The sequence below is a fragment of the Eudoraea sp. genome (assembly GCF_039969275.1).
Lineage (GTDB): Bacteria > Bacteroidota > Bacteroidia > Flavobacteriales > Flavobacteriaceae > Eudoraea.
The window spans coordinates 116266-143165 of the sequence record NZ_JBDVOC010000009.1; the positions used below are offsets into that span (position 1 = coordinate 116266).

The window sequence follows — 26900 nt, forward strand, 5'->3', positions numbered from 1 at the left end:
TTTAAATTTAAATGTTAATTTATAAACCATATCCTGATAGCGGATGGATTATATATTCAGTTATTTGGTGTTTCATTGTTTTTGGTTATTAACCAATAAGCGATAAATAAGAGCCCCGGAATAATTGGTATTGTAATATAAAAACTATTGAGCAAATCTGGTCGCAGGCTAAATAACCCTATCATACCAACTGTAGTTATTATTCCTCCAAGTCCCTCCCATTTCCAGGCGATAGCTAATCCAATTACAGTGCTGATAGGGAACAAAAGAAAAGTGATTATTTCTTTCGAGTCACGAAATCCCTCCCCAGATTCGTTATTTCCAAAAACGTGAGCTACAAGAAAAAATAAAACAAAAGCTATGATGACAGAACCTAAAATTCGTGCGGTCCAGAGGATGATAGTTGTTAGCCTTTGATTTTTCATGGATCTATTTATATTTTCAGTCCTTGCCGGGACACTTCTTAAATGTCACCACTTGTAATTATCGCAGTCTTATAAAGTTTTTGCAAGCGCCTTTTCAACGACTTCATACGTTTTCTCATAGCTGTTTTTTAGCATGGTTTCAGCATCCATGGTTGCCCAATATTCTTTGTTAAAAAGCTCCACAGAAAAACCACCTCTAAAACCTGCATTATATAATTTAGGGATAACCACGTTAAACGGGCATACACCTTCTCCAGGCAATACCCTGTCTGAATCTTTTAACAATTCGTAAGCCGGACTTGAAGGGTAATCATTTATATGAATAACGGGTAATTTTTTTCCATTCAGGATATCGACGGTGTCCCAATCATTCCCTCCGCGGTAAACATGATAAAAATCGAGCAACATTGTTGCTTTGGGGTGCCCGGTGGCGATTACTATTCGGGCACAATCCGCCACCTTGTTTAGTGCACCCATACCCCAAAGTTCCAGTATTGGGGTTACCCCGGTTTCATCGCCCAGTTCAAGAATAGCATTGTACCTTTCAGAATATTCATCAAACTTTGTACTATCCAGCGATTTCAATCCTTGTACCGGCGCGGCAATAAATTTACCACCCATCTGGGCAATAATCATCATTTCCTCCCGCAATTGTTCCATTGCTTTTTTTCTTTCTTCAGGATCATCACTGCACCATTTGGAAAAGCCTATTATATTTTCCAGGATTAGTCCCCTCTCTTCCAATTTTCTTTTCAACTGTTCACTTGTACCGCCTTTTTCCAGATATGCCTTTATGTCTCGCATCCACAATTCAACTCCATCAAATCCGGCATCAGCCACCATATCAATTTGCACATCCACGTCCAATTTATAATGTAAAAGAGTGGAGGTGTTCAAGCTAATTCTTATAGGGAGTATCTTTTTTAAAGAGGTGTTTTCAAAGTAAGATTGATCCTGCACCCTTGCCTTAAATGCATACCCTCCCATTGCCGCCAGGAAAACCTTAAGACTTGTAGTTATTGCATTTCTTCTCGAAATTTTATTTTTCATTTTTCAGCTGCTTATTCGGTTATCTCCTGTTAACTAATTAAACTATTACTGGCTTATAACAAAAATTGGTATATTAGGTATTAGTAAATTATACAAGAGGATTAAGATAACCAATTTATACCTAAACATAAATTATGAGACTTATTTATATGCCTTTGCTATTGTTAACAATTCTTTGTTGTACTTCTGCTTTTGCGCAATCAATCACCACACTTGAAGAAAGAAATGAACGTATAAGACAACGCTGGAACCGTAGTCTGGTCGGTGATACTACTTATTCATTTAATAAAGAAGCGAATAATCTTTTGAGTCAGACGGCAAAATCTGTGAACCCGGGAAAGGCACTATGTGTGGCTATGGGGCAGGGCAGAAATGCGTTATATCTTGCAAGGAATGGTTGGGATGTTACCGGTTTTGATTTAGCGGATAAGGCTGTGGCCTTTGCAATGGAACAAGCTAAAGAGCAAAATGTAAAATTGACAACTGAAATAGCCAGTTTTGAAACATTTGATTATGGAACTGAGCAATGGGATATGATTACCTGGTTATATGGTGGCTGTCTGCAAATTGATGGAATAACTAAAAAAATAAAAACGGCACTCAAACCCGGAGGCCTGTTTGTTTTTGAGTTTTTTCACCGTGAAGCTGGTCTTGAAATGGGCCGCCCAAACTTTGGCTGTGAAAAAAATGCACTAAGAGAAATGTTCACAAAAGAAGGGGGCTTTGAAGTTCTATTGTACGAAGAAAAAGAAGGAATTGCAGATTATGGCATGGACACCAACAAATTAATTTACATGGTAGTCTCAAAATTATAATTATCCTATCAGGAAGATTTGGTAATCTTTTTATTGATAAAATAGGTGAGAACACCTATTGCCAGGATAAGCAGTCCGATCATACTTTCCAATGGTTTATCAATTATCAGATAAACAAATATCCAAATACTGAATAGGATAAAAACCAGGGGTAACAGAGGGTAAAACGGGGCCTTAAAGTAAGGTATTTGGGATTCTTTTTTACGCAGCACAAATACCCCGGCAACGGTAAAGGCCGCGCTTAGTTGTAAAATAAATCCACAATAAAGCAGTACACTTTCAAAGGTACCTGTAAGCACATAGACAATACTTAGCATTGCTTGCAGCCAAACCGCTGCCACTGGAAGATTGTTCTTGTTCTTCCTTTGTAAAAATTGCCAGAGCTTAAAATCCTTACTCATAGCAAGGGATACTCGTGGCCCCACCCAAATCATTGCACTAATACTGGAGATTAAAAAAAAAGAAATTAGGATATTAATAGTACTGGCACCCTGGCTGCCTAGTATGTTGGAAGCGTAGACATGTCCGATATCTAATTGTCCTTGCAGTTCTGCCAGTGTTCCATGCTTTAAGAAGACCAGTTGCATGAACACATATAACAAGGTCACAAGTAGTGTCCCCCGGATAAGTGCTTTAGGAAGATTAATCCTGGGTTTGTCTATCTCTTCAATGATATAAGAGGCAGCGTTCCAGCCGGTATATGAATAACTCACATAGACAAAAGCGATGGCAAATGAAGGAGTTAAGATCTCTACCATCCATGAATTGGAAAAGTTAAGTGCTGAATCACTTTGGGTATAGTAAAGTCCAATAAGGATAAGAGAAAGAATCAACAAGACTTTGAACCAACTGGCATAGGACTGAAATTTGCTACTTACATTAAGATTAAATGAGTGTATGATAGATATTATTACTATCACAGATATGGCCAATAAAGTGTTGTTAACCTGGAGCACGTTTCCTAAATATGCTCCCATAGCCATGGCGGCAAGGGCCACGGGGGCTGCGAATCCAACAGTAAGTGAAACCCAGCCCGAAAGATACCCCGCGAGTGGATGAAATAATTTGGAAAGAAATATATATTCACCGCCAGATTTATTTATGGCACTTCCTATTTCGGCATAACAAAATGCGCCGGCAATCGCCATGACACCTCCCAGGGACCAAAGCAAAAGAATAGACCATGTATTTGTAACATCCTGAAGTTGAAACCCCAGACTTGTAAAAACACCTGTGCCAATCATATTAGCTACCACCAGTGCAGCACCCACTATCCAACCAATCTTGTTCTTTGTCTTACTCAGGTTTTATCTGATTTAAGTTGTAATTCTAATGATTATTTTATTTTGGCAATTATGAATATAAAAAAAACCCCTTCAAATAAGGGGTTTTTACTTTAATATAAATCTTTTACCATTTGCCAAGAAGTATCCTGGTACCATTTCGGATCACTTCTACCCCTCCATTGGTTTCAATAAATTCTTTCCAGGCTTTCTGACGTGCTTCAACCTGATCCGGGCTAAGAAGAGCATCAATGCCTGCCATGGCCGATTTAAAATCTTTATAGCCCTGTAGAACCATATGGGTTTCACCATGTGGTGAACGACCAGAATTGACACTACCTAAGACGGTTAACCTAACATCTGATTTAAACTTGGAAAAATACTTTTCCCGGGCGGCTTGAAAGGCGTTATTATCTGAAACTTTAATGTAAAGATAATGCTGTATGGGCCAAACACCATTGGCTGCATCAGCCCCGTATGTTGCAATACCCCGCCCCATAGAAGAACTAAATGAGCTCTTGATAAGGCTATTCACTCTTGTCAAAAATAAGTCCCATGTATCGTTCTGTTCACCGGAGTACTGAGCTCCCATAGCTTCCAGGGAACCTGAAAACCCAATGGAATGCGTATAATTATTATCACTATCATTAAAGTGGTTTTCAAAAAATCGGACGGTAACACCATCCCGTTTATGCTCTTTAAAATAATCTTCGACTAATTTTAAAACGGCCGCCTCATCTTTAGGTTCTACGCTAAAATTGTAATAGGTCCAATAGAAATCCTGTGCATTTACTGAAAATGCAAAAAATAGAAATAAATAAAGCACTAAATTTTTCATTTTATTATGTTTTAGGTTAATAAATTGCGCTTAAGCGAAATCGAACAATTATATTGATATTTAACAAAGGATCATAGCAGAATGGGACGAAAGACTATTTTTATTGTCCGTATGGGCATATTTATTTATCGGTCTATATAGTTTAGACCTGTTTGTTTGCGAGAAGATGTTTTGATAAACCCCGGTTCTATTAAATTAATTCTTAAGTTTATATACTTTGAAAAAATCATTAATATGGGCACACGCAGAGAATTTGTACAGAAAATAACCACTTCAGCGGTCGGCTTACCAATATTATGTAGTTCAACCAATATTTTTGCCCAATCTGCCTCCTTCTATGACGGACCCGTTTTACGTGTTGCAATAATGGGACTTGGGAGTTATGGAACCCGGGTTGCCGAAGCAATGCAAAGTTGTAAGCGGGCTAAACTTGTTGGGTTAATTAGTGGGACACCTTCAAAAGTGACCAAATGGAAGGCAAACTATAATGTTCCTGATAAAAATTGCTATAATTATGAAAACTTTGATCAGATAAAAGACAATCCTGATATTGATGCGGTTTACGTAATTACACCAAATGGACTGCATTGTGAATTTACCAAACGGGTTGCCCTTGCCGGGAAACATGTAATCTGCGAAAAACCAATGGGCGTCAATGCCCGGGAAGGGCAGGAGATGGTTGACGCCTGTAGGGCCGCCAATGTTAAATTGCTGATAGGATATCGCATGCATTTCGAAGCCAAAACACTTGAAATCGTTCGGATGAGCAGGACAGGAGAATTTGGAAAAATTATTTTCTTTCAGGGACAATCGGGGTTTATAATTGGAGATCCCAATCAATGGAGATTGAATAAAAAACTATCAGGCGGTGGGGCAATGATGGATATTGGTATCTATTCCATAAATGGAGCACGTTATATGATAGGGGAAGAACCCATATGGGTTACCGCCCAGGAAACTAAAAACGATCCGGTCAAATTTAAGGAAGGGATAGATGAAACCATACAGTTTCAATTGGGTTTCCCGGGTGGCGCTGTGGCCTCCTGCCTTTCTACCTATGCCGTAAATCATCTGGATAGATTTTACCTTGCAGGTATAGAAGGGTGGGCCGAAATGCAGCCGTCTACGGGTTACGGACCAATCAAAGCCCGAACTCATAAGGGGGAACTCACGGATCCTCATATTACGCATCAGACTGTACAGATGGATGAAATGGCAGGCATATTATTAGAGAACAAACAGCCTGCGATTCCTGTAGATGGTGAAGAAGGCGTAAAAGACATGAAAATTATAGATGCCATATATAAGGCGGTAAAAACCGGAAAGAAGGTAGATTTGACCTCATCGTGATTTCTGAAAAATTAAATCTCCTCACAAAGGTTTTACATCAACTTGAATCACATAAAAAGAAAGTATTATTATATCTTTAATGACTGTAAATGCAATTATTATGTTCAAAACTGCACATGAATCATTTGATTTAAGACCAAAATTATTTTTTCTGTTGATTGCAATTTTTGCAATTTCTGCCTGCAAAGAGAAGCAGGAAAAATCAGAAAAGGCAGTTGTTTTAAATATAAGTCCTGATAACGAAGGTATAAACGTTCCCGATGGTTTTGGAGTAATAAAGGTAGCGGATTCTTTAGGGGCACCGCGCCATATCGCCGTTAACTCTAATGGCGGTATTTACCTGAAGTTAAGAAAACCAATTGATGGAGAAGGTATAATTTACCTTGAAGACCAGGATGGCGATGGGATAGCTGATGCAAAAAAAGGGTTTGCGGATTATGGTGGAACCGGGATGTATCTGGATAAGAATTATTTATATGCCTCATCAGACGAGGAAATTTTCAGGTATAAACTCGATGCCAGCGGTGAAGTAACTAACACAAATGCACCGGATACGTTGGTAGACAAATTGGTTTCTTATAGAACACACGCTACAAAATCCTTTACTATGGACGGGGATGGAAATATTTACGTAAATATAGGTGCGTATTCTAATGCCTGTCAGGAAACAGACAGAACTTTGGGTTCTCCCGGGGTGATGCCATGCAGCATTCTTGATTCGGCCGGAGGAATATGGCAGTTCAGGGCAGATAAAATGAAACAGTCTTATGCTGAAGGGAAAAGATATGCTACAGGATTACGAAATGTCGTAGGGCTCGATTGGAATTTCAAACTAAATAAGCTGGTAGTTACTCAACATGGAAGAGATCAATTGAACACACTCTATCCAGATCTTTTTGACCAAAAGACTTCGGCCAACTTACCTGCAGAGACAATGTATGTAATCAATGAAGGTGACGATGCAGGATGGCCTTATATTTATTATGATCAATTTCAGAATAAAAAGATTTTATCGCCTGAATACGGTGGGGATGGTAAAAAAACAGCCGGCGAAAATGCTATAGATCCAATAGCCACTTTTCCTGCACATATGGCTCCCAACGACCTGCTTTTCTATAACGGAGAACAGTTTCCGGAGGAGTATAAAAATGGTGCTTTTATTGCTTTCCACGGTTCATGGAACCGCGCACCTGAAAAACAAAAAGGGTATATGGTTGCCTTTGTACCTTTTAAAAATGGGGAACCCAGTGGGGAGTGGCAGGTTTTTGCTGATGGCTTTGCCGGCTTAGAAGAAGTTTCTTCCCCTAGTGAAGCTGAGCACAGGCCAACTGGCTTGGCGCAGGGACCAGATGGTTCTCTTTATGTGTCAGATGATGCCGGAGGTACATTATTCAGAATTGTTTACGGCAAAAAATAAATAAGATTGCAAAAAGAGCCATACCTTAAACATACAATTACAATTTTTCTTTTGGGACTTGCGGTAATTGTTTTATTGAATAGCTGTAATTCATCTAAAAAAGAAGACAAGGCAAGTTCTGAAACCGAAATCCAAACGCTTACAAAATCACCGCCAAAGGTGCCTGAGGCCGATCTGCCACGATATATGGCAGAAGGCAAGAAGGTATATAAGCAAGTATGCTTAACTTGTCATCAGGCAAATGGAGGAGGGGTATCCGGATTAAATCCACCCCTTGCCCAATCAGACAATGTGCTGGGTGACAAGAACAGGATGTTGGAGATTATTATTAAGGGCTCTGAAGCGGGATTGGAGGACAACAGATCTGAATATGCCAATGTAATGCAAGGTTTTGGAATGTTGGGAGACGAAGAAATAGCTAATGTGGCATCGTACATACGCAATAGTTTTGGGAATAAAGCCGAACCAATTACAGTCGAAGAAGTAACTTCTTTCAGATCAGCAAATAAAAAATAACACGAGTGTAATCATTTTAACCCCTTCCAATATATGGCATTTGATTGGCCATAACTGTAAGAAAAGGGACATTAGTATTTAGAGGTAAACCAGCCATATAAACTACAGTACGGCCCACGTCTTCAGGGTTCATTGTAGGTTCTATTTTATGTGAACCATCAGCCTGTAGTGTTCCTTTTTCTATCTTTTTTGTCATTTCACTTTTGGAATTACCGATATCAATTTGTCCACACGCAATGTTATAGGCCCGACCATCCAGGGAAGTAGATCTGGTTAAGCCTGTTACCGCGTGCTTACTTGCCGTATAGGGCGCAGAGCACGGCCTCGGTACATGAGCGGAAAGTGAACCATTGTTTATTATTCGTCCACCTATTGGATCCTGAGATCTCATAATTCTGAATGCCTCCTGCGTACAGAAAAAGACACCATTTAAATTAGTGTCAATCACATGCTTCCATTCTTCAATACTAAGTTCTTCCATTGGCTTTACAGGGGCACTTACTCCTGCATTATTGAAAAGTAAATCCAGACGTCCATAAGCTTTTAAAGTTTGGGCAAAAAGATTTTTGACACTTAGCGGATCTTTAACATCCGTTGGTACTACCAGCGTGCCGGCCGTATTGCATTTAGCTGCTGTTTCTATGAGGTTTTCTTCACGCCTGCCCGCAAGAATTACAATCCATCCATCCTTATTTAGTGCAATTGCTACTGCTCTTCCAATACCCGAGCCCGCACCGGTTACTATGGCAATTTTTGATTTCTTATTCATCTCTAATTTGAATTTAATACTTCAAAAGCTCTATTTTCCTAAAATCTATAGGATGACTGTTAGACTGCAAGGAAATATATCCGTCTTTTACCGAAACGTCACCATTAACAATAAGGGTTTTAGCTATCTCATGCTCATTGTTATAGGTTGGGTTGGAATAGCTCAAGATTTCTTCTCCATTGACATAGTGAGTTATTTCACCATCTTTTACATCTATTTCCAACGTCACCCATTGATCCCCATGTAAAGTTCTTTTTACCAGGGGAGGGGTGCAATAGCTTATATTTTGTTGCCCGTTTAATTCCACAAGCATACCATTTGCGCAAATAGCTCCAACCGGCCTTTCATCAGTTCCATTGCCCCCGTGCAGGTTATATTCCAGGGAAACCGGAAATGGTTGATCTGTTTTTAAAGAGGCCGGGGACTGAGAATGAAATTGAACACCACTATCTCTAAACCCCCATTCAGGTGCCCCGGGAGCCGTTTCTCCGACAAACCGATATTCCACTTTTAGGCGGTAATTTGCTAATTTCTCATTAAAATATAATGCACCAAACCTATTATTGAAATCTTCTCCATAAGCATCGTAACGAACACTCAAAATTCCACCTGAAACCCGAAATGTATTCCCGAAATTCTCTCCTAAAGGATACCCCATTATTTTCATGGTCCAGCCATCTAAGTTGGTACCGTTAAACAAAGGTTTCCAATTGTTTAGCGCCGTTTTTTGTTCAACAGGCTCAGATATTTCTTTTTGTGGAGTAGATTTCTTCTCTTTACAGGAGCTAAAAAAGAGGAAGCAAAGGAATAAGGCGTAGACAAAATTCTTCATTAGCATTTAATTTTGGGCTGGATATTTAAATGTACCAAAAAAATAAGGCAGGGTACCCAAAGCGATCAGGTAGGTTAAATACTATCGGGTAACTTATACTAAAATTAACACCTAACCACAGCTAAACTAAAATGACAATTATGCTTATTTTTTCTTACTAAATAACAAACGAATAAAATAAAAAATGCCGTATTGCTTTACTGAAGACAAAATAGGTCCAAACCAATTATAAGGTTGTATACTTTCTTTAAAATCTTCTTTAAGACCCTTCATTTCTTCCCAGGCAATCTGTCTTTCAAGACTCAGGCGTTTCAGGTCGTAATTTATTTCGTCTTTATTTTTATACTCTTTCATTTAATTGAAAAATTGTTTAGACATTCCCCGGATAATGAGGTTTTCTACTCGAGATCTTAAAGCATAGACAATAGCTCCAATACCACATAAAATGCCTGCGCTAATCAAACAGGCATGAATCATATTTCCAATTAGATTGCCTAATGCCATAGTACCGGCAACTATTAGTAATATTATTATTAAAAAGCTCAGGCTACCTACTATAGCTGCTTTACAAAACAAAGCCGTGGTGGCAGTGAGTTGCTGAAAAACTTTTAGCTCATAATACTCCTTTGTCTTCGATAAATACTCTTCGCCAAGGTTAACAGCTTTGTCTGAAGTCCGGTCAAGCGATTCTAGTACACTCATTTAGCAGATTTTTTTAATTTACTGTTTTTAACTTTTAATTCCTTTAGCTTTTTTTCCAAAGCTGAGATAATATCTTCCGCCTTAAAACTTGCATTGGAAATTAGACCCTCAATCCCATTTTCAAGGGCACTTGGATCTGAGTTTAAAGTGTCTCTAACCCTTTCTTTCAGGTCTGCAGCAGTTTCAGACAGATTGGCCTGGGCCGCAGCTGCTTCGTCTGCTAATTTTTTTCTTGTTACTTCTCCTTTATCGGGAGCGAAGAGTACCCCTAAAGCAACTCCTATAGCCGTACCGGCAATAAGGCCTATTAAAGTATTTCCAGAATTATCCATAATATAAATTTTTATGATGCTGATCGAGAATTAAAGATACAAAATTGGGTCCTAAACTTGTTAAGGTATAACTTAAATAATGCAGTAATTAACGAGCTTAACAATTATGAATTATGAGAAATTAACGCTTATTTTAGAAAAGAAGCTAAAACAATTAGTTATTTTGATTTGGAAGACAAATCCCTATTCCAATAAAAAGATTCGAAGTGTATTGCGATCGGTTATTTGGAGTCTGGCTGTCAAAAAAATAATAGAATGAGCTATTCACATTTATTGTTTTAGAAATTGGGATCTCAATTTTGAACTGTTCTGAGATGTTATAATTACCAATATCCTTATATAGAGGTTGATAATAGAGTATGTTGGTGATATTTATTTTACTCTTTGGCAGTACAATTGAAAGTGACATATACGTATTATTCCTGTGGTTGTAAAAATTTTGGTTTAGTACATCACTGATCTCTACTTCATACATATAAGAATTTGCTAAATACAGCCTTATGTGTTCTGTTGAAATTGCCTTAAAACGCAAACCTCCTGCAATTAGATGTCTGCCACTAACATCTAATAATTTATTGCTCTGACTTTGAACAAAAGACTCAATTCTTATTACACGGGTAAGTCTATAATTGAATCTAAAATGCAAAAGCCAGTTATTTGAAAAATCCTCGCCCTTGGAGCGAATAAGCCCCAGATTGCCCAAGAAAAAATATAATTTACGAAAATCTTTTGATTTTAACTGTGTGTATATTGCATCACTAAGTTCGAAGATATAGTTCCCGTCATTATCGTTATATCTGAATGAAAAATCGTTATTCAAAACAAACCTGACAGAATCTGTTTGCATTCTTGCGGACTCTATATTAACTATTTGTGAATAAAAGGAACTACTTACCAAACAAAAAATAATTAAAAGAAGGACATTTAATCGCATAGTGCAGTAAAGGTTGGTTGTCTAAAAATAATTGTTTTTTATTCATTTTTGCATTTCTTAAAAAGATATTAAAACAAATGAACTTAAGTCCGTTCATATGCAGAATATCAGCTATATATGAATTCACAAAAAGGTTAGGTATCTTTATTACTAATCAAAACTATAAGTATGCAAACACGCAAATTAGGCCTTAGCGACCTTTATCTTACTACTATAGGATTAGGTACCTGGGCGATGGGTGGCGGAGATTGGAAATTTGGTTGGGGACCCCAGGACGACACTAATTCTTTAAATGCAATTCATGCTGCACTCGATCAGGGGATCAACTGGATAGATACGGCTGCTATCTATGGACATGGCCATGCCGAAGAAGTAGTAGGCAAGGCAATTAAAGGAATCAGGAATGAAGTAATCATCGCTACCAAATGCGGACGCATTTGGGAAGGTGACAGCCGTGAGATTGGTAAATCGCTGAGGGCAAATAGTATCAGGCGGGAGGTAGAAGCAAGCTTGAAACGTTTGGCAATAGAAGTGATAGATCTTTACCAGATTCACTGGCCGGAGCCGGATGAGGAGATTGAAGAAGGATGGGGAACGATAGCAGAGCTGGTAAAAGAGGGTAAAATAAAGTATGGAGGAGTATCAAATTTTAGTCTGGAACAACTTAAAAGGGCCCAGGCTATACACCCCATAACTTCTTTACAGCCTCCATATAGTATGCTTCGCCGTGAAATTGAGGAGGAAATTATGACTTATTGCGGCACTAACCAGATTGGAATTATTGCTTACAGTCCTATGCAGGCGGGCTTGCTAACGGGTAAATTTACCAAAGAAAGAGCTGCTGGTTTGCCAGAATCTGATTGGCGAAGCAGGCATCCTTTTTATATGGAACCCCAACTGAGCATTAATCTTAGGACAATAGATCAACTCAGGAAAATTGCGAATGAAAAGAAGATCTCACTGTCCCAACTTTCCCTGGCCTGGGTACTGCGCAACAAAGAGGTGACTTCAGCCATAGTCGGAGCCAGAAGCCCACAGCAAATTGAAGAAACCGCCAAAGCCGGTGATATGTCAATGACGAAAACTGAGGTTGAAGCAATAGAAGAAGTTCTCACCTGGCGAATAAATAACTTATAAAAGCTCCTAATGGTAACTTGCTTTTTTAGGTGATATTTAATTCTTTGCCTGCTGTGAAATGAGATAATTGTCACGAACAATTTTTGCGGTTTTGTGTTCACCGCTATGATCCCATCCCGGAGGCATAATCACATATAATAATTTATTTTTTAGACCGGGAGCCTTATATACATCTTTGAATAAGGCAACAATTTCTCCAAAGTAGACATCAAGAAAATTTCCCGAATCCATCTTTCGTGTAATTCCATATTCAACTTTTACGGCCTTATTTTCATCCTGGTAAGTTCCAAAGACCCTGTCCCAGATATTCAGGAGATTACAAAAATTGGTATCCATATAAAGCGGGTTTCTGGCATGATGTACTCTATGGTGTGATGGTGTTAGGATTATCTTATTTAAAAAACCCAATCTGCCATCTTTTAGCAGGTTCTCGCCAACATGAATAAACGCCCCATAGGTACCATCTATAAACATGATTAAAAATAAAAGTTCAGGCTGCACACCCAGCAAAATACAAACGGTTGTACGAATAGTATCGGCGTAAGGGGCTTCTAAAAAGAAGTGGGCGTAAGTAACTGTAAGATTCATATTTTCCGGAGCATGATGCGTAGAATGCAGACACCAGAATAGTCTCACTTTGTGACCCCAGTAATGATAGAGAAAATGCCCGAACTCCCAAACAATGTATCCATAGATAAACCAATACCAGGTAAAACTGGTTTGAAAAGGAGCCAGGTGTTGGAAAAGGCCAATGCACAGGGCAACCATAGCAATGGCAATAAATCTGCCCACAAATCTATTAAAGATGTAAATAAGGAAGTTGACTTTATATACCTTGGCCTGAGGATTTTTATAGATAAGCCCTAAAATCAATTCCAGGAGTACCAGCAGTGGAATAATAGGATAGATAAGAGAAACAATTCCATCATAGGTCCTAAAGGCCTCGTAATCTCCTGCTTTTAAAAGTTCCAAAACCTGGGCTATACCAAGAAATCCAATTAACTCATTTAAAAGTGTTTCCAAAATCTCCATAAAATTATCTATTCAACCACATTTTAATGGTTCTATTTACCAGTTCAGGTTTATCATGGTGAACAAAATGTCCGGCTCCTGGAATTGTAACCAGGGTAAGGTCATTTTCCACCCATTCCCAGGTATGGTTAAGGGCCCCTGCAAGAAGAAACTTATCATCAAGTCCGTGAATAAGTAAAACCGGGGCTTTAACTTTAACTACAGGAGATGGATCTGATTTATAGGGTTCCCGGGGAAAATTTTGCTTATAGTAATTTAGCATAGCTTCAAAATCTGAACGGTTAATGGCCTCAATATATTCCTGTATATCCACATTATCACCTAACATCGATACTAATTTCTCAGCAGTGAGATATTGACTTGCTTCTTCCAATTGAAAGCTTCGGGCATACTGACTGTTTTTTTGCTGTTCAGGGTTCGTCGCCAATTCATGTCTCAAACCCCTGGGATGCGGAGAGTTTAGAATTATGAGTTTTTCTACTACTTGAGGCCTCATCATGGCGAGTGCCCAAGCAACAGCGCCACCCCAGTCATGTCCTACGACGATCGACTTTTTAAACCCTAAATGATGAACCACGGAGATAATATCACCTACTAAAAAGTTAATGTTATAGTTTTTTTCTCCCTTTGGTTTGTCAGAAAGATTATAGCCTCTCTGATCAATGGCTACAACATAATATTCGTTTGATAAGTCTCTCATTAGGTCTTTCCAGGAATACCAGAAATCCGGGAAGCCATGAATACAGACTATTAAGGGCTTCTCTTTAGAACCCAGGGCAGCATAGTGAATGCTAACACCATTGGAGTCCGCGTAACCATGTTCAACACTTTGGCTTATTCCCTGTTCCATATGCTTTGAAAGTTTGCGATAAGGTTTTAGTAGCTGTTTCTATTCTTTGTTCTTTAAGGGGTCTTTTTATTTGTTGCATTTATTTCTATCTGAGATTTTCGTTAGTAGCGGTTTTATATTTCATAAGGTCTGCTATCATTTTAGCCCTTTTTATTGCCTCAGATGCCCTGTCACCAGTAAAATTTTCATTAACCGTTTGATTCCAAAGCAATAGCCACCTTTCAAAATGCTCTGAAGTCATTGGTTCCTTTTTACTAAGCACAATATGTTTAGTCATCGGATTTCCTTTATACTTCATGGTATCGAATAAAATAGTTTCCCAGAAATCATACATAATTGGAAAATGCTTTCCCCAGTCTATATGGGCTATTTCGTTAAAGAAGTATCCTATTTTCTTATCTTTAAGAACCTTGGCATAAAACTCATTTACCAAAAATTCAACATCCTTCCTGTTTTCTATATCTTCCATTTGAACGACTTAAATTAACTGTCAATTTTAATTAGTGCCCGCCATTCTTAGCTGTGGCAGGTTTTTGTTTCTGCTGTCAATCAAATTTTCTTTTCTTAATTTGTTGATAATTCGGGCTGATGCATGCTTATACAATGCAAACCACCTCCACCTAAATTCACTGCTAAGGCATCTAACATAACCACAGTTCTATTTGGAAATACCCCCTGTAAAATTGTTTTGGCTTCCTCATCCCGTCTTTTGAATTCTACGGGCATTCCTTCACGCCAATACTTCTGACCCACGATAACCTTATTAGTAATGATAAAATTCAGATAACTGGCAGCTGCTACTACAGTGATGGTATCCCCGGAAGGGAATTGGCTGCCATCAAGATAATCAAGCGTTTTAATGTAATCGTAAACATAATCTCCGGGGCTCATAGTAGTAAGAATGGTTTCAGACAAAGGCATTCTTATTATGTTGAAGGGGTTGCCGTCCTGGTCTGTACTTTCAGATAGTATCTTAAAGTTTTCTTCCATGCGTTTATGATTCTCTAAGGCAATAGGGTCCTCCAGGTCCTTGCCGTCCACATTGGCTAAAAGGATGGTAGAATCATTGATAAAACGTGCAAATTCATCTACATGTCCATTGGTGGTTACTACCGTATATGCTTTTGCATTCGTATTTGTGTCTAAAGGGCCCAGAAAAGTATGACTGTCTTCCAGTAGCCCATGTTTAAGCCAGATAACCTTCTTAACACCAAGTAACCTATGGTATTCAGATTCCATGGCTGCTTTAGTCATATTGGGGTTTCTGCCCTGCTCAACAGTTTCGGAGACAAGCAGGGTACCTTTTCCGTTAAGTTCACGGTTTCCACCTTCGCTGATCATAGTACTTGAAATAATAGGCAAATTTAGTTTTTCAGCAACCCTTTCGTCAAACTTCTCTTCTGTTTTGGAAGCAATATCCAAAGTATCTGTGTAACCCCAGGAATTAAAGTTAAAATCCGCAATGGCGTGGTTTCCGTTTTCCAGTTCAACAAAAACAGGGCCCATATCTCTGGCCCAGATTTCTACTGATGGAATAACTTTAAAAATTAGGTTTGTTGTATTGGGATATTTTTCATTCAAAATGGTTTTCGCCTCTTGAAGTACTTCATCATCAGCACAACTGATAACAATTTTTAAATCGCTTATAAGTGATTCAATTATTGAAAGTGTAACTTTTTCCACAGATTCTCCAACCTTGTGGTCTGTGGTTGGCCAGATAAGCCAGAGCGCGTCAATTTTTTCAAATTCACCCATTTGCCTCGTAACTTTTAGGGGTACTTCATTACTTTCCGAGGATGAATTACAGGATAAAAACATACAACTATACACTATAAATAGAAAGGATATTCTCATTATAAATACAATGAAATTTGCTATTGATTCGCTTTGGCCATATCTACATTTACAATAAATTCTATCAGGCCTTTAAAATAAATTTCCGCGTCATCATACATGGCCAAATGACTTCCATTAGGGCAATGCAAATATTTTCCGTTCTGAACTTCTGAAGCAATCCATTCCATATGTTTTGGATCCATGGTGTCATAGGCTCCACCAATAGTCAAGGTGGGAACTGAAATTTTTGGAAGCTCTGCTTTAATATCCCAATTCTTCAGTTTGGCGTCTCCTACGACCCCAAATTCACTGGGGCCTTGCATGCTTACATACAAGTCTGTGTTTAGGTTTGCAAATGCCCTATTTACGGGATCTGGCCATTCTTCCAGGGGCATTCTCAATACATGTTCCGGATAATAGTTGGCATAGATTATCTCAGAATATCTCGGATTGGAATAATCACCTTTGGCTTCCATATCTCTAATTTCTTCCAATATTTCAGGAGGTAATTGCGGGCCTAGAACATCATTAGCATAGGTAACATAATCCGGGATAGATGCCATCATATTAGATACTATAAGACCTTTTAGATTTTGCTGGTATTTTAACGCATATTCCATACATAAAATACCTCCCCAGGAACTCCCCAGAAGATAAAAATTATCCGAGTTTAAACCAAGTGCCTTTCGTACTTGTTCCACCTCGTCCACATACCTGTCTACACTCCATAAGGTACTATCGTTAGGCTGGTCGCTGTAGGCAGATTCCAACTGATCATAATAGTAATACTCAATTTCGGCATTTGGGAAATACGAATCAAACACTTCAAAATATTCATGCGTTGCACCCGGCCCGCCATGGAGCAATAATACTTTCATCTTTGGATTGTTGCCAACCCTTTTTGTCCAAACCTTAAATTCTCCTGCAGTCGTTTGAACGGGAATTAGCTTCACCCCTCCGCTTAATTTATCATCCCGATCAGAATAATCTAAATAACTACTTGTTTGAACACTTGTGTTTTCCACTTCCTGTTTATTTGCGCAGCTTATAAGGACTAGAATTATGGAAATAATTAGGCTTAAATTTCTCATATGTTTTTGGGTTAGGTTAACTAATAATGTTCAGAATTCAATTAATAATCTATACGTGCTGATCAATAAGAATGGTATTTCCATCCGGGTCAAGTATGACAACACTCCCGGGTCCTGTGGTACTTTCATCTGCCTCACTTTCCAACTTAGTTCCTTTTTCTTTTAATTCCCTCTGAATTTCTCTCACATCATCAAAAGTTTTAAGTTTATTGGCATCTGTGTCCCATCCCGGGTTAAAAGTCAAAATATTATTTTCAAACATCCCCTGAAATAATCCAATAAGTGAATCTTCATTTTTCATTATCAGATAATTTTTCTCAATTTCACCTGCGAAAACTTTAAAACCTAAATTTTCATAAAATTCTTTAGACACATTAATGTCCTTAACACTAAGACTGATTGAAAATGCTCCTAATTTCATGATGTTTCTTTTTTATGCTAACTGTATTTAAATCTATTTTTCCTGCGGCCTTTCTTCAAATATAACCATCACTGGAATATGGGGCCTGCTTAAATTGGAGATGACCCATAAACACCATTTGAAAAGCTATTTTAAATTTTTAAAGTAATTTTCCATGGGTGTAAAATAGTGCTCAAGCCAACCTTTTTTATATTGCGTCTGTCCTTCGGGGATATTGCTGTGGTTTAAAATGAGTTCTGTCCCGTTTTCTGATTCTTTCAATCGTATTATTATTTTAGAATCTTCATCGTTTTCACCAAACTCTGAAGTTCGCCAGCTTTGTATAATTTCTGCATTGGCTTTTAGCTCAATATTTTTCCCTTCAATATAACTGTCCCAGGAAGTAAACGTGCCCCCAATTTTATCGCTGCATTCAGCCAATCCTCCAGTCATCTTAGTATGCTGAACACTATCCAGCCATGCAGTATAAATTACAGATGGTTTAACTTCAAAGTTATGCCTTAACTCCAATGATTCTTTCATGTTGAATTGGATTAATTTTTTTTATGCTTTAAGGCGTAATGATTGCCAGCGACCAGGCCGTTATCACCTGACCCAAAAAATCATACGGGTTATTCTATCTAAAATAGGGAAATTCTTTCAGATTGGTGTTTTAATACTATGAATTATGGCCATTGTTGTGTTTAGAATTTTTAGTACAATTATTTCCTGACCTGATCCAAAAATTACAATCTTTTCTTTGTTTAATAATTTATCATGAAAGCTTCTATAGTTAAAGTACATTAGGGCGTAACTATTTCCATGAAATATATACAATGTTATAAGCTGTTTAAATAATTAAAATTTGATATTTCATAAAATTCATTTTCTTTGAATATTTAATTGGCATATATGAACGGGAATTAGAATGGAATCATTCATCACGATAGTAATCTGGGCTGCGCTTATTCAAGGTCTTTTGTTAGGGGTGATTTTTATTGCCTCTAAGAAATACGATAGTTTTGCGAATAAATTATTGGGATTCTTTTTACTTTCTTTTGTGTTTGGGGCTTTGACGGATCTGTTACCCATGAGTGAATTATGGGGCTACTCACTTGAAGGTTTCTTCACCCTGCCCGAAGTAAAATTGCTTTTCCCTGTTTTATTTCTCCATTTTGTTCTGGAGAAAGTTGGGAAATCCTCCTCCTATATATTATACCTGAAAATTCATTATTTCCTTGCGTTCAGCATTATAGGAATTACTCTGATAAATATCTTACTGTTACTGTTTTCTGGTAATTCTTTATTGGATCTTTTAGGCTGGGAATTTCTTGATCATTTTTTCATGGGGCAACAATATTACGCCTTTATTTTAACTGTAACTGTCTTTGTCATTGCCATAAGAGAAACATTAAATTATAGAAACTTAATTAGAAATGAATATACAGATATGGCTCTTCTCAATATCAACTGGCTATGGCAATGTATCTTCGCTATAGCCCCTATTATTTTGTTTTGGGGAGCTGAATTATTACGTATCATATTAGGCGGGACGGGTCAATCCGATCTAACAATTTTAGCCTATTTATTCATTGCTATTTTTAACTACTTTGTGAGTTACAAGGCTTTTACACAGCAGACCCTCTTTGATGGATCTGGCGATACTTTCAATACATTGAAAGATAATGCACCAACTTCCCATAAAGTAAGTACGGCTATTGATCCTGAAATTTGTGGGAAGATCAAAAGCAAAATGGAGACCAATGAATATTACCTCGATCAAGATCTAACTCTCCATTCTTTTGCCAAAGAGATTCAGATTTCTGCACGAACAATCTCTACCTGTATCAACCAAAATCTGGGAATGAATTTTAATGAATGGGTAAATAACCATCGCGTGGATAAATGCCTGGTAATTATTGAAGCTGATACTAAGAATCAATTATCAATTGAAGGTCTTGGTTTTGATGCCGGATTCAAGTCCCGTTCCGCAATGTACGAGGCCTTCAAGAAAAAATTAGGACATTCCCCAGGTCATTTCAGGTAAAAAAATGTCCTGAAATCAGTTTTCAGTACAAGCAAAGTTTAAAAAAGCGTAACAGCCCTTATATCTTCAGGTCTTCTTGTTAAGTGTTCGAAAATCGGATGCAAAAAAACGTAATCATAAAACAAGATGAAAACATTTAAACCAATTACTAAATCCAGGATTGAAGTTGTAGATGCTTTAAGGGGATTTGCACTCTTAGGTGTATTATTTGCCAATGTTCCTTACAGTGATGACCCTTCAATTGTAAGTGTCTTTGATGGACCATTAAGCTTTTTGTCAGATCTTCTTATTTCCAAAAAGTTCATCACTATATTTTCTATCCTTTTTGGGTTTGGATTTTATATCCAAATGTCTAGAGCCGAGAAGAGTGGAGTGTACTTTAAAAGTTACTTTCTAAAAAGAATGGCTCTGCTATTTCTTATCGGTGCAATACATTGTTTTGCGCTGTGGAATGGAGATATCATCATGTCTTATGCCTTTGGTGGTGTCTTCTTGTTGCTGATCCGGAATTGGTCTATAAAAAAAACAATCATACTCGCCATTATATTTAATGTAGTACTTACCGGAATAGTTTTTATTGGGAACAGTGCTTTAGAGTGGCAGGTCTATGATTATGATTACGGATTAGCATTGGTGCAACCAACCACTACTTCCTATTGGGAATATTTAAGGGTAAATGCCATAATGGCTCCTTGGTTGAACTTTTTTAAAGATATGCCGATTACACTGGTTTATACTTTTGGTAATATGCTCATCGGGGTGATTTTAGGAAAGTTGGACTTCTTCAGACTTCCTGTAAAACTGAAAAGAATCACGAATGGAATGATTCTTTTGGGCTTCACGGTAGGCCTTACGGCAAGCTACTTTTTTCATCTGGTGATGTCTGGTGAACTGGAATTGGATATTCCTATGCTTTGGGTGCCTTTTGTTTTAGCAGCAGGAATGATTGTACAGGCCTTGGGTTATATAGCACTTTTTGTTCGTTTATATCAAAAAGGTTTTTTTAAGAAAATGTTACAATGGTTTAAGTATGTTGGAAAAACAGCATTGTCTAATTATATATTTCAGTCGGTATTTTATCTGGTAGTGTTTTTTCATTGTACTAATGTATTTCAGTTATTTGGTAAAGTATCCAAAATAGAGACGTATGGAATTGCATTATTGTTTTTCGTTTTACAATCGGTAATAAGTTACTTATGGTTAAAAAGAAAAGACCAGGGACCACTAGAGTATTTATGGAAAAAAATGAGTTATAAAATAAATAAAAAATGAAAACAAGATTAATCATCGTAATTGCCCTGATAATAAGCAGCTATGTGAATGGTCAGGAGAGATTGGCTTCTAAAGTATATTTTAAAAGTGGGGAAGAAACCATTGAAGGCATACTGATCAGACCCAATAATAATGAAAACACACCTGTTGTGGTTTTTCAACAAGGCTCCGGGAATCATTCCTTTGAAGGATACGAAAACGAAGCGTGGGGACCACATAAATTTTATATAGAAGATGTTTTACTCGAGCAGGGGTATGCTATTTTGTATTGCAATAAGAGAGGTTTAGGAAAATCTACCGGCAACTGGAAAAAAAATAATTTTTATGGGAGAGCTGAAGATGCCTATGCAGCTATAACTTATTTAAAGACATTGCCATTCATTGATTCTGGCCGAATTGGTATAAGCGGTCACAGTCAGGGGGGCTGGATTGCTCAAATTGTTGCTGCACAACATAAGGATGTAGCTTTCGTAATTGCACTGGCTGGTCCAACAGTTGGTGTAAAGGAGCAGACAAGTTCTAATGACAGTTTGCAATACATGTGCAATGGATTTTCAGGAGATAAACTGACAAAGCGGATGAAGAAAGATAGAAAGAACAAAAGGTTAGGTTATAATGTAGGTAAAATATCCGGTTTCATTGGCAGTGCTCGATTCTGGTACCTGATAGCCGATTATAACAATGATGAGGTTTTAAAATCAATTCAATGCCCAACATTGCTATTGTTTGCTGAGCACGATATAAATGTCAATCCCAAGCAGAATATCGAACATTTCAATAATCTTTTTGAAAATAGGCCACCTGATAATTTTATGATAAAAGTGATGAAGGGAGGCCAGCACGGATTCTATATAGTTACGGATAAATGTGTGGATTGGGATACTGCCAGCCAGCAGTCTTTTGATCCCTTGTTTCAAGACGAAGTCCGAAGTTGGTTAAAAAAACTGGATTAAAACGGAAACACCAATAATCACCAAAATTTTGTTCAAATGGAGCACAATGATTAGTATATGAAGTGTAGCCAGCCGATAGGCGGCTGCGCTTTTATATAAATTGTTAGCAGCTTGTTTTTATTCCGCTGTATTACCATTCAATTGACGGTTGTACTCTTCCGCATTAAAATAACCTTTAGACTCCTGGACTAATCCTTCTTTACTTAATGTCCACTCTTCAAAGCCACTAATTTTTACTTTATTTCCAGTTCCGCCAGCAACACTATTTGTTCCTGTTAGCGTCCAATAAAATCGTGTTTTATCCGATTTGGTTATTAAACTATCCATTGAAACAGTCAAATCAGGAAAAGCATCCATAAATCCTTTGGCAATATTTGTAATCGCTTCGGTTCCGACTGCGGGCTCACCATCATTAACCTGTAATGAGGCATCTGAAGCAAAAAATTCAGCAACCCTTTCAGGTTTTTGGCTACTCCAGGCATTTGCATATTTATTACCAAAATTCACAAGGCTATTTTGTTCCATTTTATTTTCTGTATTAGAATCAGTTTGAATTGAATTTGAATCTGATTTTTGAGAACTGTTTTTACAAGCAGAACTCAATAAAATCAATACAATAAAAGTTAGATATTTAGTTTTCATATGGGTTTAATTAAAATCATCAACTCTATCTTCTTCGATTTCAGGAATGGGCGACTTTGATTTATTCATGTTGATCCTATGAAACACCCTTAACCTGAATATGTTTTGAGCTACCTGAAGTCCGGTTTCCTGAGTTAACCTGGAACTTTGCCTAATATAGTGAATTTCATACCTCCAGTTTTTGGCAATGCGATGTCCAAGTGCCAGATGAAACCGACCTTGATTTATAAATAATTCGGTATTGTCTGACCCAAAGGTTAGAAAGCCTTCATAAATTGATTGAAAATAGATAGGTCTCTTAGCACCAAACCAAGTCAAATCCTGACTTTGAATGCCCAATAGCAGGCGACCTCTTACCCGAAATTCATTTGAGAGGTTTTCTTCTTGATATGAAAAGAATCGCTGCTCAATCCTGACCCGCCCAAACAGTGAAAACCGCTTGGTTTGAAGCCATTCAGCAGTAAAATCTTGATGGATTCTGAATTCTGTAACATTGGGGAGGAATTTATTGTTTGTTTGAAAAAGGGCAACTGCAAATGCACCGCTGAATGTTTTATTAAACTTATAATTAACGGTTGGTCGTACTACGAATTGACTCCAATCATAATCTGACAAATCGCCACGAATACCCATATCGCCACCATAAGAAAATTTGGTACCTGTTATAATTTTCAAGTTGTAGTCTGCCCAAAGCTGATTGTCTGTTTCCTGACCAAACAATTGTTCCTGAAGTGGCAAAATAAAAAGCAAAAGTATAAGCCTATAGCCTTTATTCATTGATTACTGCTATCGTTCTGGTTTTAAATGTACATAAAGTTGTGGAAGTGGAATAATAATCCCCTCGTCACCAATGTCAGCCACTGGATTTTTCAATTTAATTGTTTTTTGAAACTACAAAACAAGAAATTCTGTGTAGTATGAAATGGGGTTTTATGATCTTCTGTTACACAACGAATTTTGTCAAACCCTTTTTTAAATTCTGTCGCTAGTTTTTCTTCGTTGTATTGTTTAATTTCAAGTCCACTACATTTGGCTGGTCCGTTTACCGAAAATGTTGCGATTGCCAAAAACCCGCTCACAGAATTTCTTGCGGTCGTAATATATTTTTCAATTTGTTCAGCCGTTGTCAAAAAATGAAAGGTTGCCCGGTCGTGCCAAACATCAAAAGTCGTTTTCGGTTTAAATTCTGTTATATCACTTACCACCCAATTCACTTTGGTTGCTTGGTCTCCAAGTCGTTTTTGTGATTTTTCAAGTGCTTTTGCTGAAATGTCAAGTACGGTAATATTTTCAAAACCTTCGTCAAGTAAATGGTCCACAAGCTTACTGTCGCCACCCCCAATATCTATGATTTTAGCCGTTTTTTTCAGCCCAAATGAATGTATAAATTCAAGTGAAGTTTTCGGCATTTGCTGTGTCCAGCTTATCTCGTCGGGGTTTTTAGTTTCGTAAACTGTTTCCCAATGTTTCTTTCTGTCTGATCCCATTATTATTTCAGTTTTCAGCTTGTGGCTATCGGTTCTGAGTAGAATGAGTTTTCCTTGATCGCCGAAGCCTTTCAGCCTTCGTAGCCTGTCTACTTGTGCCTCCGTTAGAGCTTCAGCAATACGCGGTCAGCCAAGTAGGCTGGCAAAGGTGATAATTCATTTTATTTCTTTTTAGCAATCGTGTTTTTAGTTTTTCTATTTCGCCTAAAATGGTTCTGTACAAGCTGATTTACATAAACTTTTGATTCAACCAGTTCAAAATCCAATTCTTGAGGGAGTTCAGAAAATAACGGAGAGCCACCTCCTAATACAACGGGAAAGATTGTTACTGTCATCTCATCAATTAAGTCTTCCTTCAAAAAATTCTGTATTGTAATGCCGCCATCAATATAAAGTCGATGACATCCTTTTTTATGAATTTGTTCTAAAACTTCGGCTAATGTACCTTTTACCAGGTACGCCTTCCCTTTGTGACTTTCAGGGATTTCGTTTAATGAATTGCTCAACACGAATACGGGTTTTTTATAAGGCCAGTCAACATCAAATCCAAGGACTGTTTCAAATGTATTACGCCCCATCACCAGTGCGTCAATTCCTTCGGAGAATTTTACATAGCCCATATCCTCGCCATCGGGAATTGGAATGGAATCAAGCCATTCTATTCCACCATTTTTATCAGCTATATAACCATCCAGACTTAGAGCGATATATACACTATTCTTCTTTTCCATTAGTAGTTTCCTTGGTCTTATATGAATGCCCTTTATACAATGTGGCAAACGTCTACTATCTTACTATCAAATTAATCTTACCAACATCAACAGGTGAATCGAAATAGCTAAAAAATTTCTGAACATCTTCCTTTGACCCTTTATCTAATTTAATTTCACCACTATCAATTGCACTCATCATTATTACTCCTCCTGCTGGAGCCCCTTCGGCTATAGCAGCAGACATTTCCCCTGTAATATAGACATCACCCACCAGCATTTTGTTCATGAATGCTCTTGTCGAGGTAATAGCAACATCAAGATTATCGGGTAAAGATTCATGGAATTGAACTACTCCTCTTCTTATCTCTAATGCAAATGATTTATTCTCATCCGTGAATGTAATTCCTAACGTCAAGTTCGTACTTATACTTTTCTCAACATCGATTCTTGTAGTTATCATTGGTAACATTACATTGCTAGGAAATGATTGAATTACATCAGGAGAAGTAAAAGAAAATCCTTTTGAGATATCAATCTCACCTTCCAATTCTGCAACAGCAGTAAGCGTCCAATTTCTCCAATTAACATTGTAAAGGCCATAAGCAAAACCTTTGTATGCTTCTGCCTTAAGGTTTCTTGCCTCCATATCATTATTATCTATTCTTATTACGTTGGTAAGTATCTCAGCAGCCCAGGTATATTCTTCATCTTCAATTGCCTTTCTGGCTGCCGCCATAACTTTTTCCCGGCCTCCCATTAACTCAACATATCGTCTGGCTCTTTCCATATAAGGCAAAGGATCTAAAGTCCATGGATCCGCTTGAAACCAACCTAAGTAACCATTATAAATATTTCTTACTACATGCTTTACAGTACCATAATGTTCACCCAACCAAGGATGGTTTGCTAAATGATCAGGTAATTCCACGGCCTCCACTAATTCCTCTGGTGTATAGCCCTGGTTCATGTAACGAATAGTTTGGTCGTGAACAAATTGGATGGCATCTCGATAAGCAGTAAGCATATTCCTACACCTAGTATTAGATAATTTTTTAATTCATTTGAAATTTTCATATTGGAAGATTTATTTAGATTAAAATTATTTATTTCGGAAACATAAATTGTAATTGAACTCTCCATTGCCAGTCTGGCCCGAAACCTGGTTTTACTGCATTATAAAAAGCTTGTGTATTAAAATTCATGGGCTGTTTGCCAATTCGAAAAATTTTTCCGAAACCAGCACCAAATGGCACTATCCATCGATCACCTGGAGAAGATGCCGAGTTGGATGTAATTATTGGTGCGGAAACTAAATACCATCCATGGTCCATGTTATAATTCACAAAATATTGAGCAAGGAAAAAATTAACATCACCCCGATCGGTTTGTCCTGCGAAAGACCAAACATTGCTCATCAATAATCCAACGACCCAAGGCCCTTGTATGGTAAGTCCAACCACAGATGGGCCTGCGCTCCATTTTCCACTTCCAAGACTTTGATCTGTAGCCGATGGAAGAATAATGGCAGGACCAACTCCCCAAATTAATTTACCAGGTTTTGCCGGTGATAAAAAGGCAGTAAAATTTATATCACCTAATCCTGTAGTACTTCCACTCTCCGAAAAGAATTCTGGCTGAGTTATTACAGGAAAAATAGTACGGGTTATCAAGTTCCATTTTGAGCCCAAACTAATGGGTAAAACAGGCTGAATATTTAAAACATTTTGTGTACGATCAAAAGGTCCGAATCCAAAATTAGTATTATTTTGTAGTGGTACACTGATTAAATCTCCAACAGGGTTTTGTGCCGCCTTGGCCAAATCTTGTTCACCTTCTTTCTCTTGTGAAAATCCTGGCATTAAAGTAAATGAACAGAAAAGGAATATGATTATATATTTTAAATGTTTTGATTTAATCGATGTATTTTTTAATTGAAGAACTGTTATTATTGTTTTCATATTCCTATTTTATGTTTGTTAGCGGTTCCGTATTATCAATTTTTATTTGCCAAAGAGTTTATATTATCTATTAAAATTGCCCCAGCTTTTTCATCAATCGACATCCCTGTTAAGTATTCTGAATGTTTCACTTTGGGATTTTCTTCGTAAAATTCCGGTGTTAGAATATACCCTAAAGCATCCATCCCCAAACCGATCACAAACTTCGGACCTTGTTTG

32 protein-coding genes are annotated in these 26900 nt (G+C 37.6%); 8 read left to right on the top strand and 24 right to left on the bottom strand.

Annotated elements, in window-relative coordinates; genetic code table 11:
* Window positions 1-56: 56 nt before the first annotated feature.
* Window positions 57-425: a hypothetical protein gene (locus ABJH90_RS07740; protein ID WP_348143091.1), complete on the bottom strand. Its 369-nt coding sequence runs from the start codon at window positions 423-425 to the stop codon at window positions 57-59.
* A gap of 69 nt (window positions 426-494) precedes the next feature.
* Entirely contained in the window at window positions 495-1475 is a 981-nt protein-coding gene (locus ABJH90_RS07745) for a sugar phosphate isomerase/epimerase family protein (protein WP_348143094.1), read from the bottom strand.
* Window positions 1476-1609: 134 nt separating this feature from the next.
* On the opposite strand from ABJH90_RS07745, the gene ABJH90_RS07750 reads away from it, so the two are divergent.
* Window positions 1610-2290: a class I SAM-dependent methyltransferase gene (locus ABJH90_RS07750; RefSeq protein ID WP_348143097.1), complete on the top strand. Its 681-nt coding sequence runs from the start codon at window positions 1610-1612 to the stop codon at window positions 2288-2290.
* An 8-nt stretch (window positions 2291-2298) separates the two neighbouring features.
* Here the strand turns inward: ABJH90_RS07750 and ABJH90_RS07755 are convergent, their stop codons facing one another.
* Together ABJH90_RS07755 and ABJH90_RS07760 are read right to left on the bottom strand one after the other, a co-directional pair.
* A complete protein-coding gene (locus ABJH90_RS07755; RefSeq protein WP_348143100.1) occupies window positions 2299-3561 on the bottom strand; it encodes an amino acid permease in 1263 nt (420 codons plus the stop codon).
* Window positions 3562-3700: 139 nt separating this feature from the next.
* Window positions 3701-4411 carry a hypothetical protein gene (locus ABJH90_RS07760; RefSeq protein ID WP_348143103.1) on the bottom strand — a complete coding sequence of 237 codons (711 nt, stop codon included), beginning with the start codon at window positions 4409-4411 and terminating at the stop codon, window positions 3701-3703.
* Window positions 4412-4645: 234 nt separating this feature from the next.
* On the opposite strand from ABJH90_RS07760, the gene ABJH90_RS07765 reads away from it, so the two are divergent.
* The 3 genes from ABJH90_RS07765 (at window position 4646) to ABJH90_RS07775 (ending at window position 7694) form a co-directional block, all read left to right on the top strand.
* Window positions 4646-5761, top strand: a complete 1116-nt coding sequence (locus ABJH90_RS07765; protein ID WP_348143105.1) for a Gfo/Idh/MocA family oxidoreductase — start codon at window positions 4646-4648, stop codon at window positions 5759-5761.
* A gap of 100 nt (window positions 5762-5861) precedes the next feature.
* Window positions 5862-7178, top strand: coding sequence for a PQQ-dependent sugar dehydrogenase (locus ABJH90_RS07770; protein WP_348143108.1), 1317 nt, complete (start codon window positions 5862-5864; stop codon window positions 7176-7178).
* Window positions 7179-7184: 6 nt separating this feature from the next.
* Complete coding sequence (locus tag ABJH90_RS07775; RefSeq protein ID WP_348143111.1) at window positions 7185-7694, top strand: cytochrome c; 510 nt, start codon at window positions 7185-7187, stop codon at window positions 7692-7694.
* Between the two features lie 16 nt (window positions 7695-7710).
* Here the strand turns inward: ABJH90_RS07775 and ABJH90_RS07780 are convergent, their stop codons facing one another.
* From ABJH90_RS07780 to ABJH90_RS07805, 6 genes are all read right to left on the bottom strand, one after another.
* Window positions 7711-8463 (bottom strand): SDR family oxidoreductase, encoded by a 753-nt coding sequence (locus ABJH90_RS07780; RefSeq protein WP_348143114.1) that lies wholly within the window; start codon window positions 8461-8463, stop codon window positions 7711-7713.
* Between the two features lie 13 nt (window positions 8464-8476).
* Window positions 8477-9295 carry a DUF1080 domain-containing protein gene (locus ABJH90_RS07785; protein ID WP_348143116.1) on the bottom strand — a complete coding sequence of 273 codons (819 nt, stop codon included), beginning with the start codon at window positions 9293-9295 and terminating at the stop codon, window positions 8477-8479.
* Between the two features lie 144 nt (window positions 9296-9439).
* The gene (locus tag ABJH90_RS07790) at window positions 9440-9649 is read right to left on the bottom strand and encodes a hypothetical protein (protein WP_348143119.1); all 210 of its coding nucleotides are present in this window, start codon (window positions 9647-9649) and stop codon (window positions 9440-9442) included.
* On the bottom strand, window positions 9650-9997 hold the full coding sequence (locus ABJH90_RS07795) for a hypothetical protein (RefSeq protein ID WP_348143122.1): 348 nt from the start codon (window positions 9995-9997) through the stop codon (window positions 9650-9652). It lies immediately after the preceding gene.
* Complete coding sequence (locus ABJH90_RS07800) at window positions 9994-10329, bottom strand: YtxH domain-containing protein (RefSeq protein WP_348143125.1); 336 nt, start codon at window positions 10327-10329, stop codon at window positions 9994-9996. The genes ABJH90_RS07795 and ABJH90_RS07800 overlap by 4 nt, the downstream gene beginning before the upstream one ends.
* Before the next feature lie 154 nt (window positions 10330-10483).
* On the bottom strand, window positions 10484-11176 hold the full coding sequence (locus ABJH90_RS07805) for a DUF481 domain-containing protein (protein ID WP_348143128.1): 693 nt from the start codon (window positions 11174-11176) through the stop codon (window positions 10484-10486).
* Window positions 11177-11431: 255 nt separating this feature from the next.
* Between ABJH90_RS07805 and ABJH90_RS07810 the strand changes: the two genes are divergently transcribed.
* Entirely contained in the window at window positions 11432-12400 is a 969-nt protein-coding gene (locus tag ABJH90_RS07810) for an aldo/keto reductase (protein ID WP_348143131.1), read from the top strand.
* A 36-nt stretch (window positions 12401-12436) separates the two neighbouring features.
* Here ABJH90_RS07810 and ABJH90_RS07815 read toward each other — a convergent pair whose 3' ends face one another.
* From ABJH90_RS07815 to ABJH90_RS07845, 7 genes are all read right to left on the bottom strand, one after another.
* A complete protein-coding gene (locus tag ABJH90_RS07815) occupies window positions 12437-13432 on the bottom strand; it encodes a sterol desaturase family protein (protein ID WP_348143134.1) in 996 nt (331 codons plus the stop codon).
* 4 nt (window positions 13433-13436) lie between these two features.
* Window positions 13437-14282, bottom strand: a complete 846-nt coding sequence (locus tag ABJH90_RS07820) for an alpha/beta hydrolase (protein ID WP_348143137.1) — start codon at window positions 14280-14282, stop codon at window positions 13437-13439.
* 85 nt (window positions 14283-14367) lie between these two features.
* The gene (locus ABJH90_RS07825; protein ID WP_348143140.1) at window positions 14368-14751 is read right to left on the bottom strand and encodes a group III truncated hemoglobin; all 384 of its coding nucleotides are present in this window, start codon (window positions 14749-14751) and stop codon (window positions 14368-14370) included.
* A gap of 95 nt (window positions 14752-14846) precedes the next feature.
* Entirely contained in the window at window positions 14847-16136 is a 1290-nt protein-coding gene (locus ABJH90_RS07830) for an agmatine deiminase family protein (RefSeq protein WP_348143142.1), read from the bottom strand.
* Window positions 16137-16156: 20 nt separating this feature from the next.
* Window positions 16157-17209 carry a proline iminopeptidase-family hydrolase gene (locus ABJH90_RS07835; protein WP_348143145.1) on the bottom strand — a complete coding sequence of 351 codons (1053 nt, stop codon included), beginning with the start codon at window positions 17207-17209 and terminating at the stop codon, window positions 16157-16159.
* Window positions 17210-17258: 49 nt separating this feature from the next.
* Window positions 17259-17630: a VOC family protein gene (locus tag ABJH90_RS07840; protein ID WP_348143148.1), complete on the bottom strand. Its 372-nt coding sequence runs from the start codon at window positions 17628-17630 to the stop codon at window positions 17259-17261.
* A gap of 126 nt (window positions 17631-17756) precedes the next feature.
* Window positions 17757-18152, bottom strand: a complete 396-nt coding sequence (locus ABJH90_RS07845; RefSeq protein WP_348143151.1) for an SRPBCC domain-containing protein — start codon at window positions 18150-18152, stop codon at window positions 17757-17759.
* A gap of 385 nt (window positions 18153-18537) precedes the next feature.
* Here ABJH90_RS07845 and ABJH90_RS07850 point away from each other — a divergent pair, with 385 nt between their 5' ends.
* The 3 genes from ABJH90_RS07850 to ABJH90_RS07860 all read left to right on the top strand — a co-directional run bounded on the left by ABJH90_RS07850 (window position 18538) and on the right by ABJH90_RS07860 (window position 21881).
* Entirely contained in the window at window positions 18538-19656 is a 1119-nt protein-coding gene (locus ABJH90_RS07850; RefSeq protein ID WP_348143154.1) for a helix-turn-helix domain-containing protein, read from the top strand.
* Window positions 19657-19782: 126 nt separating this feature from the next.
* Complete coding sequence (locus tag ABJH90_RS07855; RefSeq protein WP_348143157.1) at window positions 19783-20928, top strand: DUF418 domain-containing protein; 1146 nt, start codon at window positions 19783-19785, stop codon at window positions 20926-20928.
* Window positions 20925-21881: a CocE/NonD family hydrolase gene (locus tag ABJH90_RS07860; RefSeq protein WP_348143160.1), complete on the top strand. Its 957-nt coding sequence runs from the start codon at window positions 20925-20927 to the stop codon at window positions 21879-21881. The genes ABJH90_RS07855 and ABJH90_RS07860 overlap by 4 nt, the downstream gene beginning before the upstream one ends.
* Before the next feature lie 117 nt (window positions 21882-21998).
* Here the strand turns inward: ABJH90_RS07860 and ABJH90_RS07865 are convergent, their stop codons facing one another.
* The 7 genes from ABJH90_RS07865 to ABJH90_RS07895 all read right to left on the bottom strand — a co-directional run.
* Window positions 21999-22523, bottom strand: a complete 525-nt coding sequence (locus ABJH90_RS07865) for an ester cyclase (RefSeq protein WP_348143163.1) — start codon at window positions 22521-22523, stop codon at window positions 21999-22001.
* Between the two features lie 6 nt (window positions 22524-22529).
* Complete coding sequence (locus ABJH90_RS07870; protein WP_348143166.1) at window positions 22530-23300, bottom strand: DUF2490 domain-containing protein; 771 nt, start codon at window positions 23298-23300, stop codon at window positions 22530-22532.
* A 92-nt stretch (window positions 23301-23392) separates the two neighbouring features.
* Window positions 23393-24010, bottom strand: a complete 618-nt coding sequence (locus ABJH90_RS07875; RefSeq protein ID WP_348143169.1) for a class I SAM-dependent methyltransferase — start codon at window positions 24008-24010, stop codon at window positions 23393-23395.
* A gap of 161 nt (window positions 24011-24171) precedes the next feature.
* Entirely contained in the window at window positions 24172-24741 is a 570-nt protein-coding gene (locus tag ABJH90_RS07880) for a dihydrofolate reductase family protein (RefSeq protein ID WP_348143172.1), read from the bottom strand.
* A gap of 55 nt (window positions 24742-24796) precedes the next feature.
* Window positions 24797-25747: an alkyl sulfatase dimerization domain-containing protein gene (locus tag ABJH90_RS07885; protein WP_348143175.1), complete on the bottom strand. Its 951-nt coding sequence runs from the start codon at window positions 25745-25747 to the stop codon at window positions 24797-24799.
* Between the two features lie 79 nt (window positions 25748-25826).
* Entirely contained in the window at window positions 25827-26681 is an 855-nt protein-coding gene (locus ABJH90_RS07890) for a hypothetical protein (protein ID WP_348143178.1), read from the bottom strand.
* 35 nt (window positions 26682-26716) lie between these two features.
* A partial coding sequence (locus ABJH90_RS07895) for a hypothetical protein (protein WP_348143181.1) occupies window positions 26717-26900 on the bottom strand: 184 nt, incomplete at its 5' end.

Excerpts from the sequence above, each read along its gene's own strand:
- ABJH90_RS07815 (WP_348143134.1), bottom strand. The coding sequence starts at position 13,432 with ATGGAGATTTTGGAAACACTTTTAAATGAGTTAATTGGATTTCTTGGT.
- ABJH90_RS07825 (WP_348143140.1), bottom strand. The coding sequence starts at position 14,751 with ATGGAAGATATAGAAAACAGGAAGGATGTTGAATTTTTGGTAAATGAG.
- ABJH90_RS07880 (WP_348143172.1), bottom strand. The coding sequence starts at position 24,741 with ATGGAAAAGAAGAATAGTGTATATATCGCTCTAAGTCTGGATGGTTAT.
- ABJH90_RS07850 (WP_348143154.1), top strand. The coding sequence starts at position 18,538 with ATGGAATCATTCATCACGATAGTAATCTGGGCTGCGCTTATTCAAGGT.
- ABJH90_RS07845 (WP_348143151.1), bottom strand. The coding sequence starts at position 18,152 with ATGAAAGAATCATTGGAGTTAAGGCATAACTTTGAAGTTAAACCATCT.
- ABJH90_RS07890 (WP_348143178.1), bottom strand. The coding sequence starts at position 26,681 with ATGAAAACAATAATAACAGTTCTTCAATTAAAAAATACATCGATTAAA.
- ABJH90_RS07750 (WP_348143097.1), top strand. The coding sequence starts at position 1,610 with ATGAGACTTATTTATATGCCTTTGCTATTGTTAACAATTCTTTGTTGT.
- ABJH90_RS07805 (WP_348143128.1), bottom strand. The coding sequence starts at position 11,176 with ATGCAAACAGATTCTGTCAGGTTTGTTTTGAATAACGATTTTTCATTC.
- ABJH90_RS07780 (WP_348143114.1), bottom strand. The coding sequence starts at position 8,463 with ATGAATAAGAAATCAAAAATTGCCATAGTAACCGGTGCGGGCTCGGGT.
- ABJH90_RS07785 (WP_348143116.1), bottom strand. The coding sequence starts at position 9,295 with ATGAAGAATTTTGTCTACGCCTTATTCCTTTGCTTCCTCTTTTTTAGC.
- ABJH90_RS07765 (WP_348143105.1), top strand. The coding sequence starts at position 4,646 with ATGGGCACACGCAGAGAATTTGTACAGAAAATAACCACTTCAGCGGTC.
- ABJH90_RS07740 (WP_348143091.1), bottom strand. The coding sequence starts at position 425 with ATGAAAAATCAAAGGCTAACAACTATCATCCTCTGGACCGCACGAATT.
- ABJH90_RS07835 (WP_348143145.1), bottom strand. The coding sequence starts at position 17,209 with ATGAGAAATTTAAGCCTAATTATTTCCATAATTCTAGTCCTTATAAGC.
- ABJH90_RS07810 (WP_348143131.1), top strand. The coding sequence starts at position 11,432 with ATGCAAACACGCAAATTAGGCCTTAGCGACCTTTATCTTACTACTATA.
- ABJH90_RS07885 (WP_348143175.1), bottom strand. The coding sequence starts at position 25,747 with ATGCTTACTGCTTATCGAGATGCCATCCAATTTGTTCACGACCAAACT.
- ABJH90_RS07870 (WP_348143166.1), bottom strand. The coding sequence starts at position 23,300 with ATGAATAAAGGCTATAGGCTTATACTTTTGCTTTTTATTTTGCCACTT.
- ABJH90_RS07820 (WP_348143137.1), bottom strand. The coding sequence starts at position 14,282 with ATGGAACAGGGAATAAGCCAAAGTGTTGAACATGGTTACGCGGACTCC.
- ABJH90_RS07865 (WP_348143163.1), bottom strand. The coding sequence starts at position 22,523 with ATGAAAACTAAATATCTAACTTTTATTGTATTGATTTTATTGAGTTCT.
- ABJH90_RS07830 (WP_348143142.1), bottom strand. The coding sequence starts at position 16,136 with ATGAGAATATCCTTTCTATTTATAGTGTATAGTTGTATGTTTTTATCC.
- ABJH90_RS07860 (WP_348143160.1), top strand. The coding sequence starts at position 20,925 with ATGAAAACAAGATTAATCATCGTAATTGCCCTGATAATAAGCAGCTAT.
- ABJH90_RS07795 (WP_348143122.1), bottom strand. The coding sequence starts at position 9,997 with ATGAGTGTACTAGAATCGCTTGACCGGACTTCAGACAAAGCTGTTAAC.
- ABJH90_RS07875 (WP_348143169.1), bottom strand. The coding sequence starts at position 24,010 with ATGGGATCAGACAGAAAGAAACATTGGGAAACAGTTTACGAAACTAAA.
- ABJH90_RS07840 (WP_348143148.1), bottom strand. The coding sequence starts at position 17,630 with ATGAAATTAGGAGCATTTTCAATCAGTCTTAGTGTTAAGGACATTAAT.
- ABJH90_RS07745 (WP_348143094.1), bottom strand. The coding sequence starts at position 1,475 with ATGAAAAATAAAATTTCGAGAAGAAATGCAATAACTACAAGTCTTAAG.
- ABJH90_RS07760 (WP_348143103.1), bottom strand. The coding sequence starts at position 4,411 with ATGAAAAATTTAGTGCTTTATTTATTTCTATTTTTTGCATTTTCAGTA.
- ABJH90_RS07790 (WP_348143119.1), bottom strand. The coding sequence starts at position 9,649 with ATGAAAGAGTATAAAAATAAAGACGAAATAAATTACGACCTGAAACGC.
- ABJH90_RS07855 (WP_348143157.1), top strand. The coding sequence starts at position 19,783 with ATGAAAACATTTAAACCAATTACTAAATCCAGGATTGAAGTTGTAGAT.
- ABJH90_RS07800 (WP_348143125.1), bottom strand. The coding sequence starts at position 10,329 with ATGGATAATTCTGGAAATACTTTAATAGGCCTTATTGCCGGTACGGCT.
- ABJH90_RS07770 (WP_348143108.1), top strand. The coding sequence starts at position 5,862 with ATGTTCAAAACTGCACATGAATCATTTGATTTAAGACCAAAATTATTT.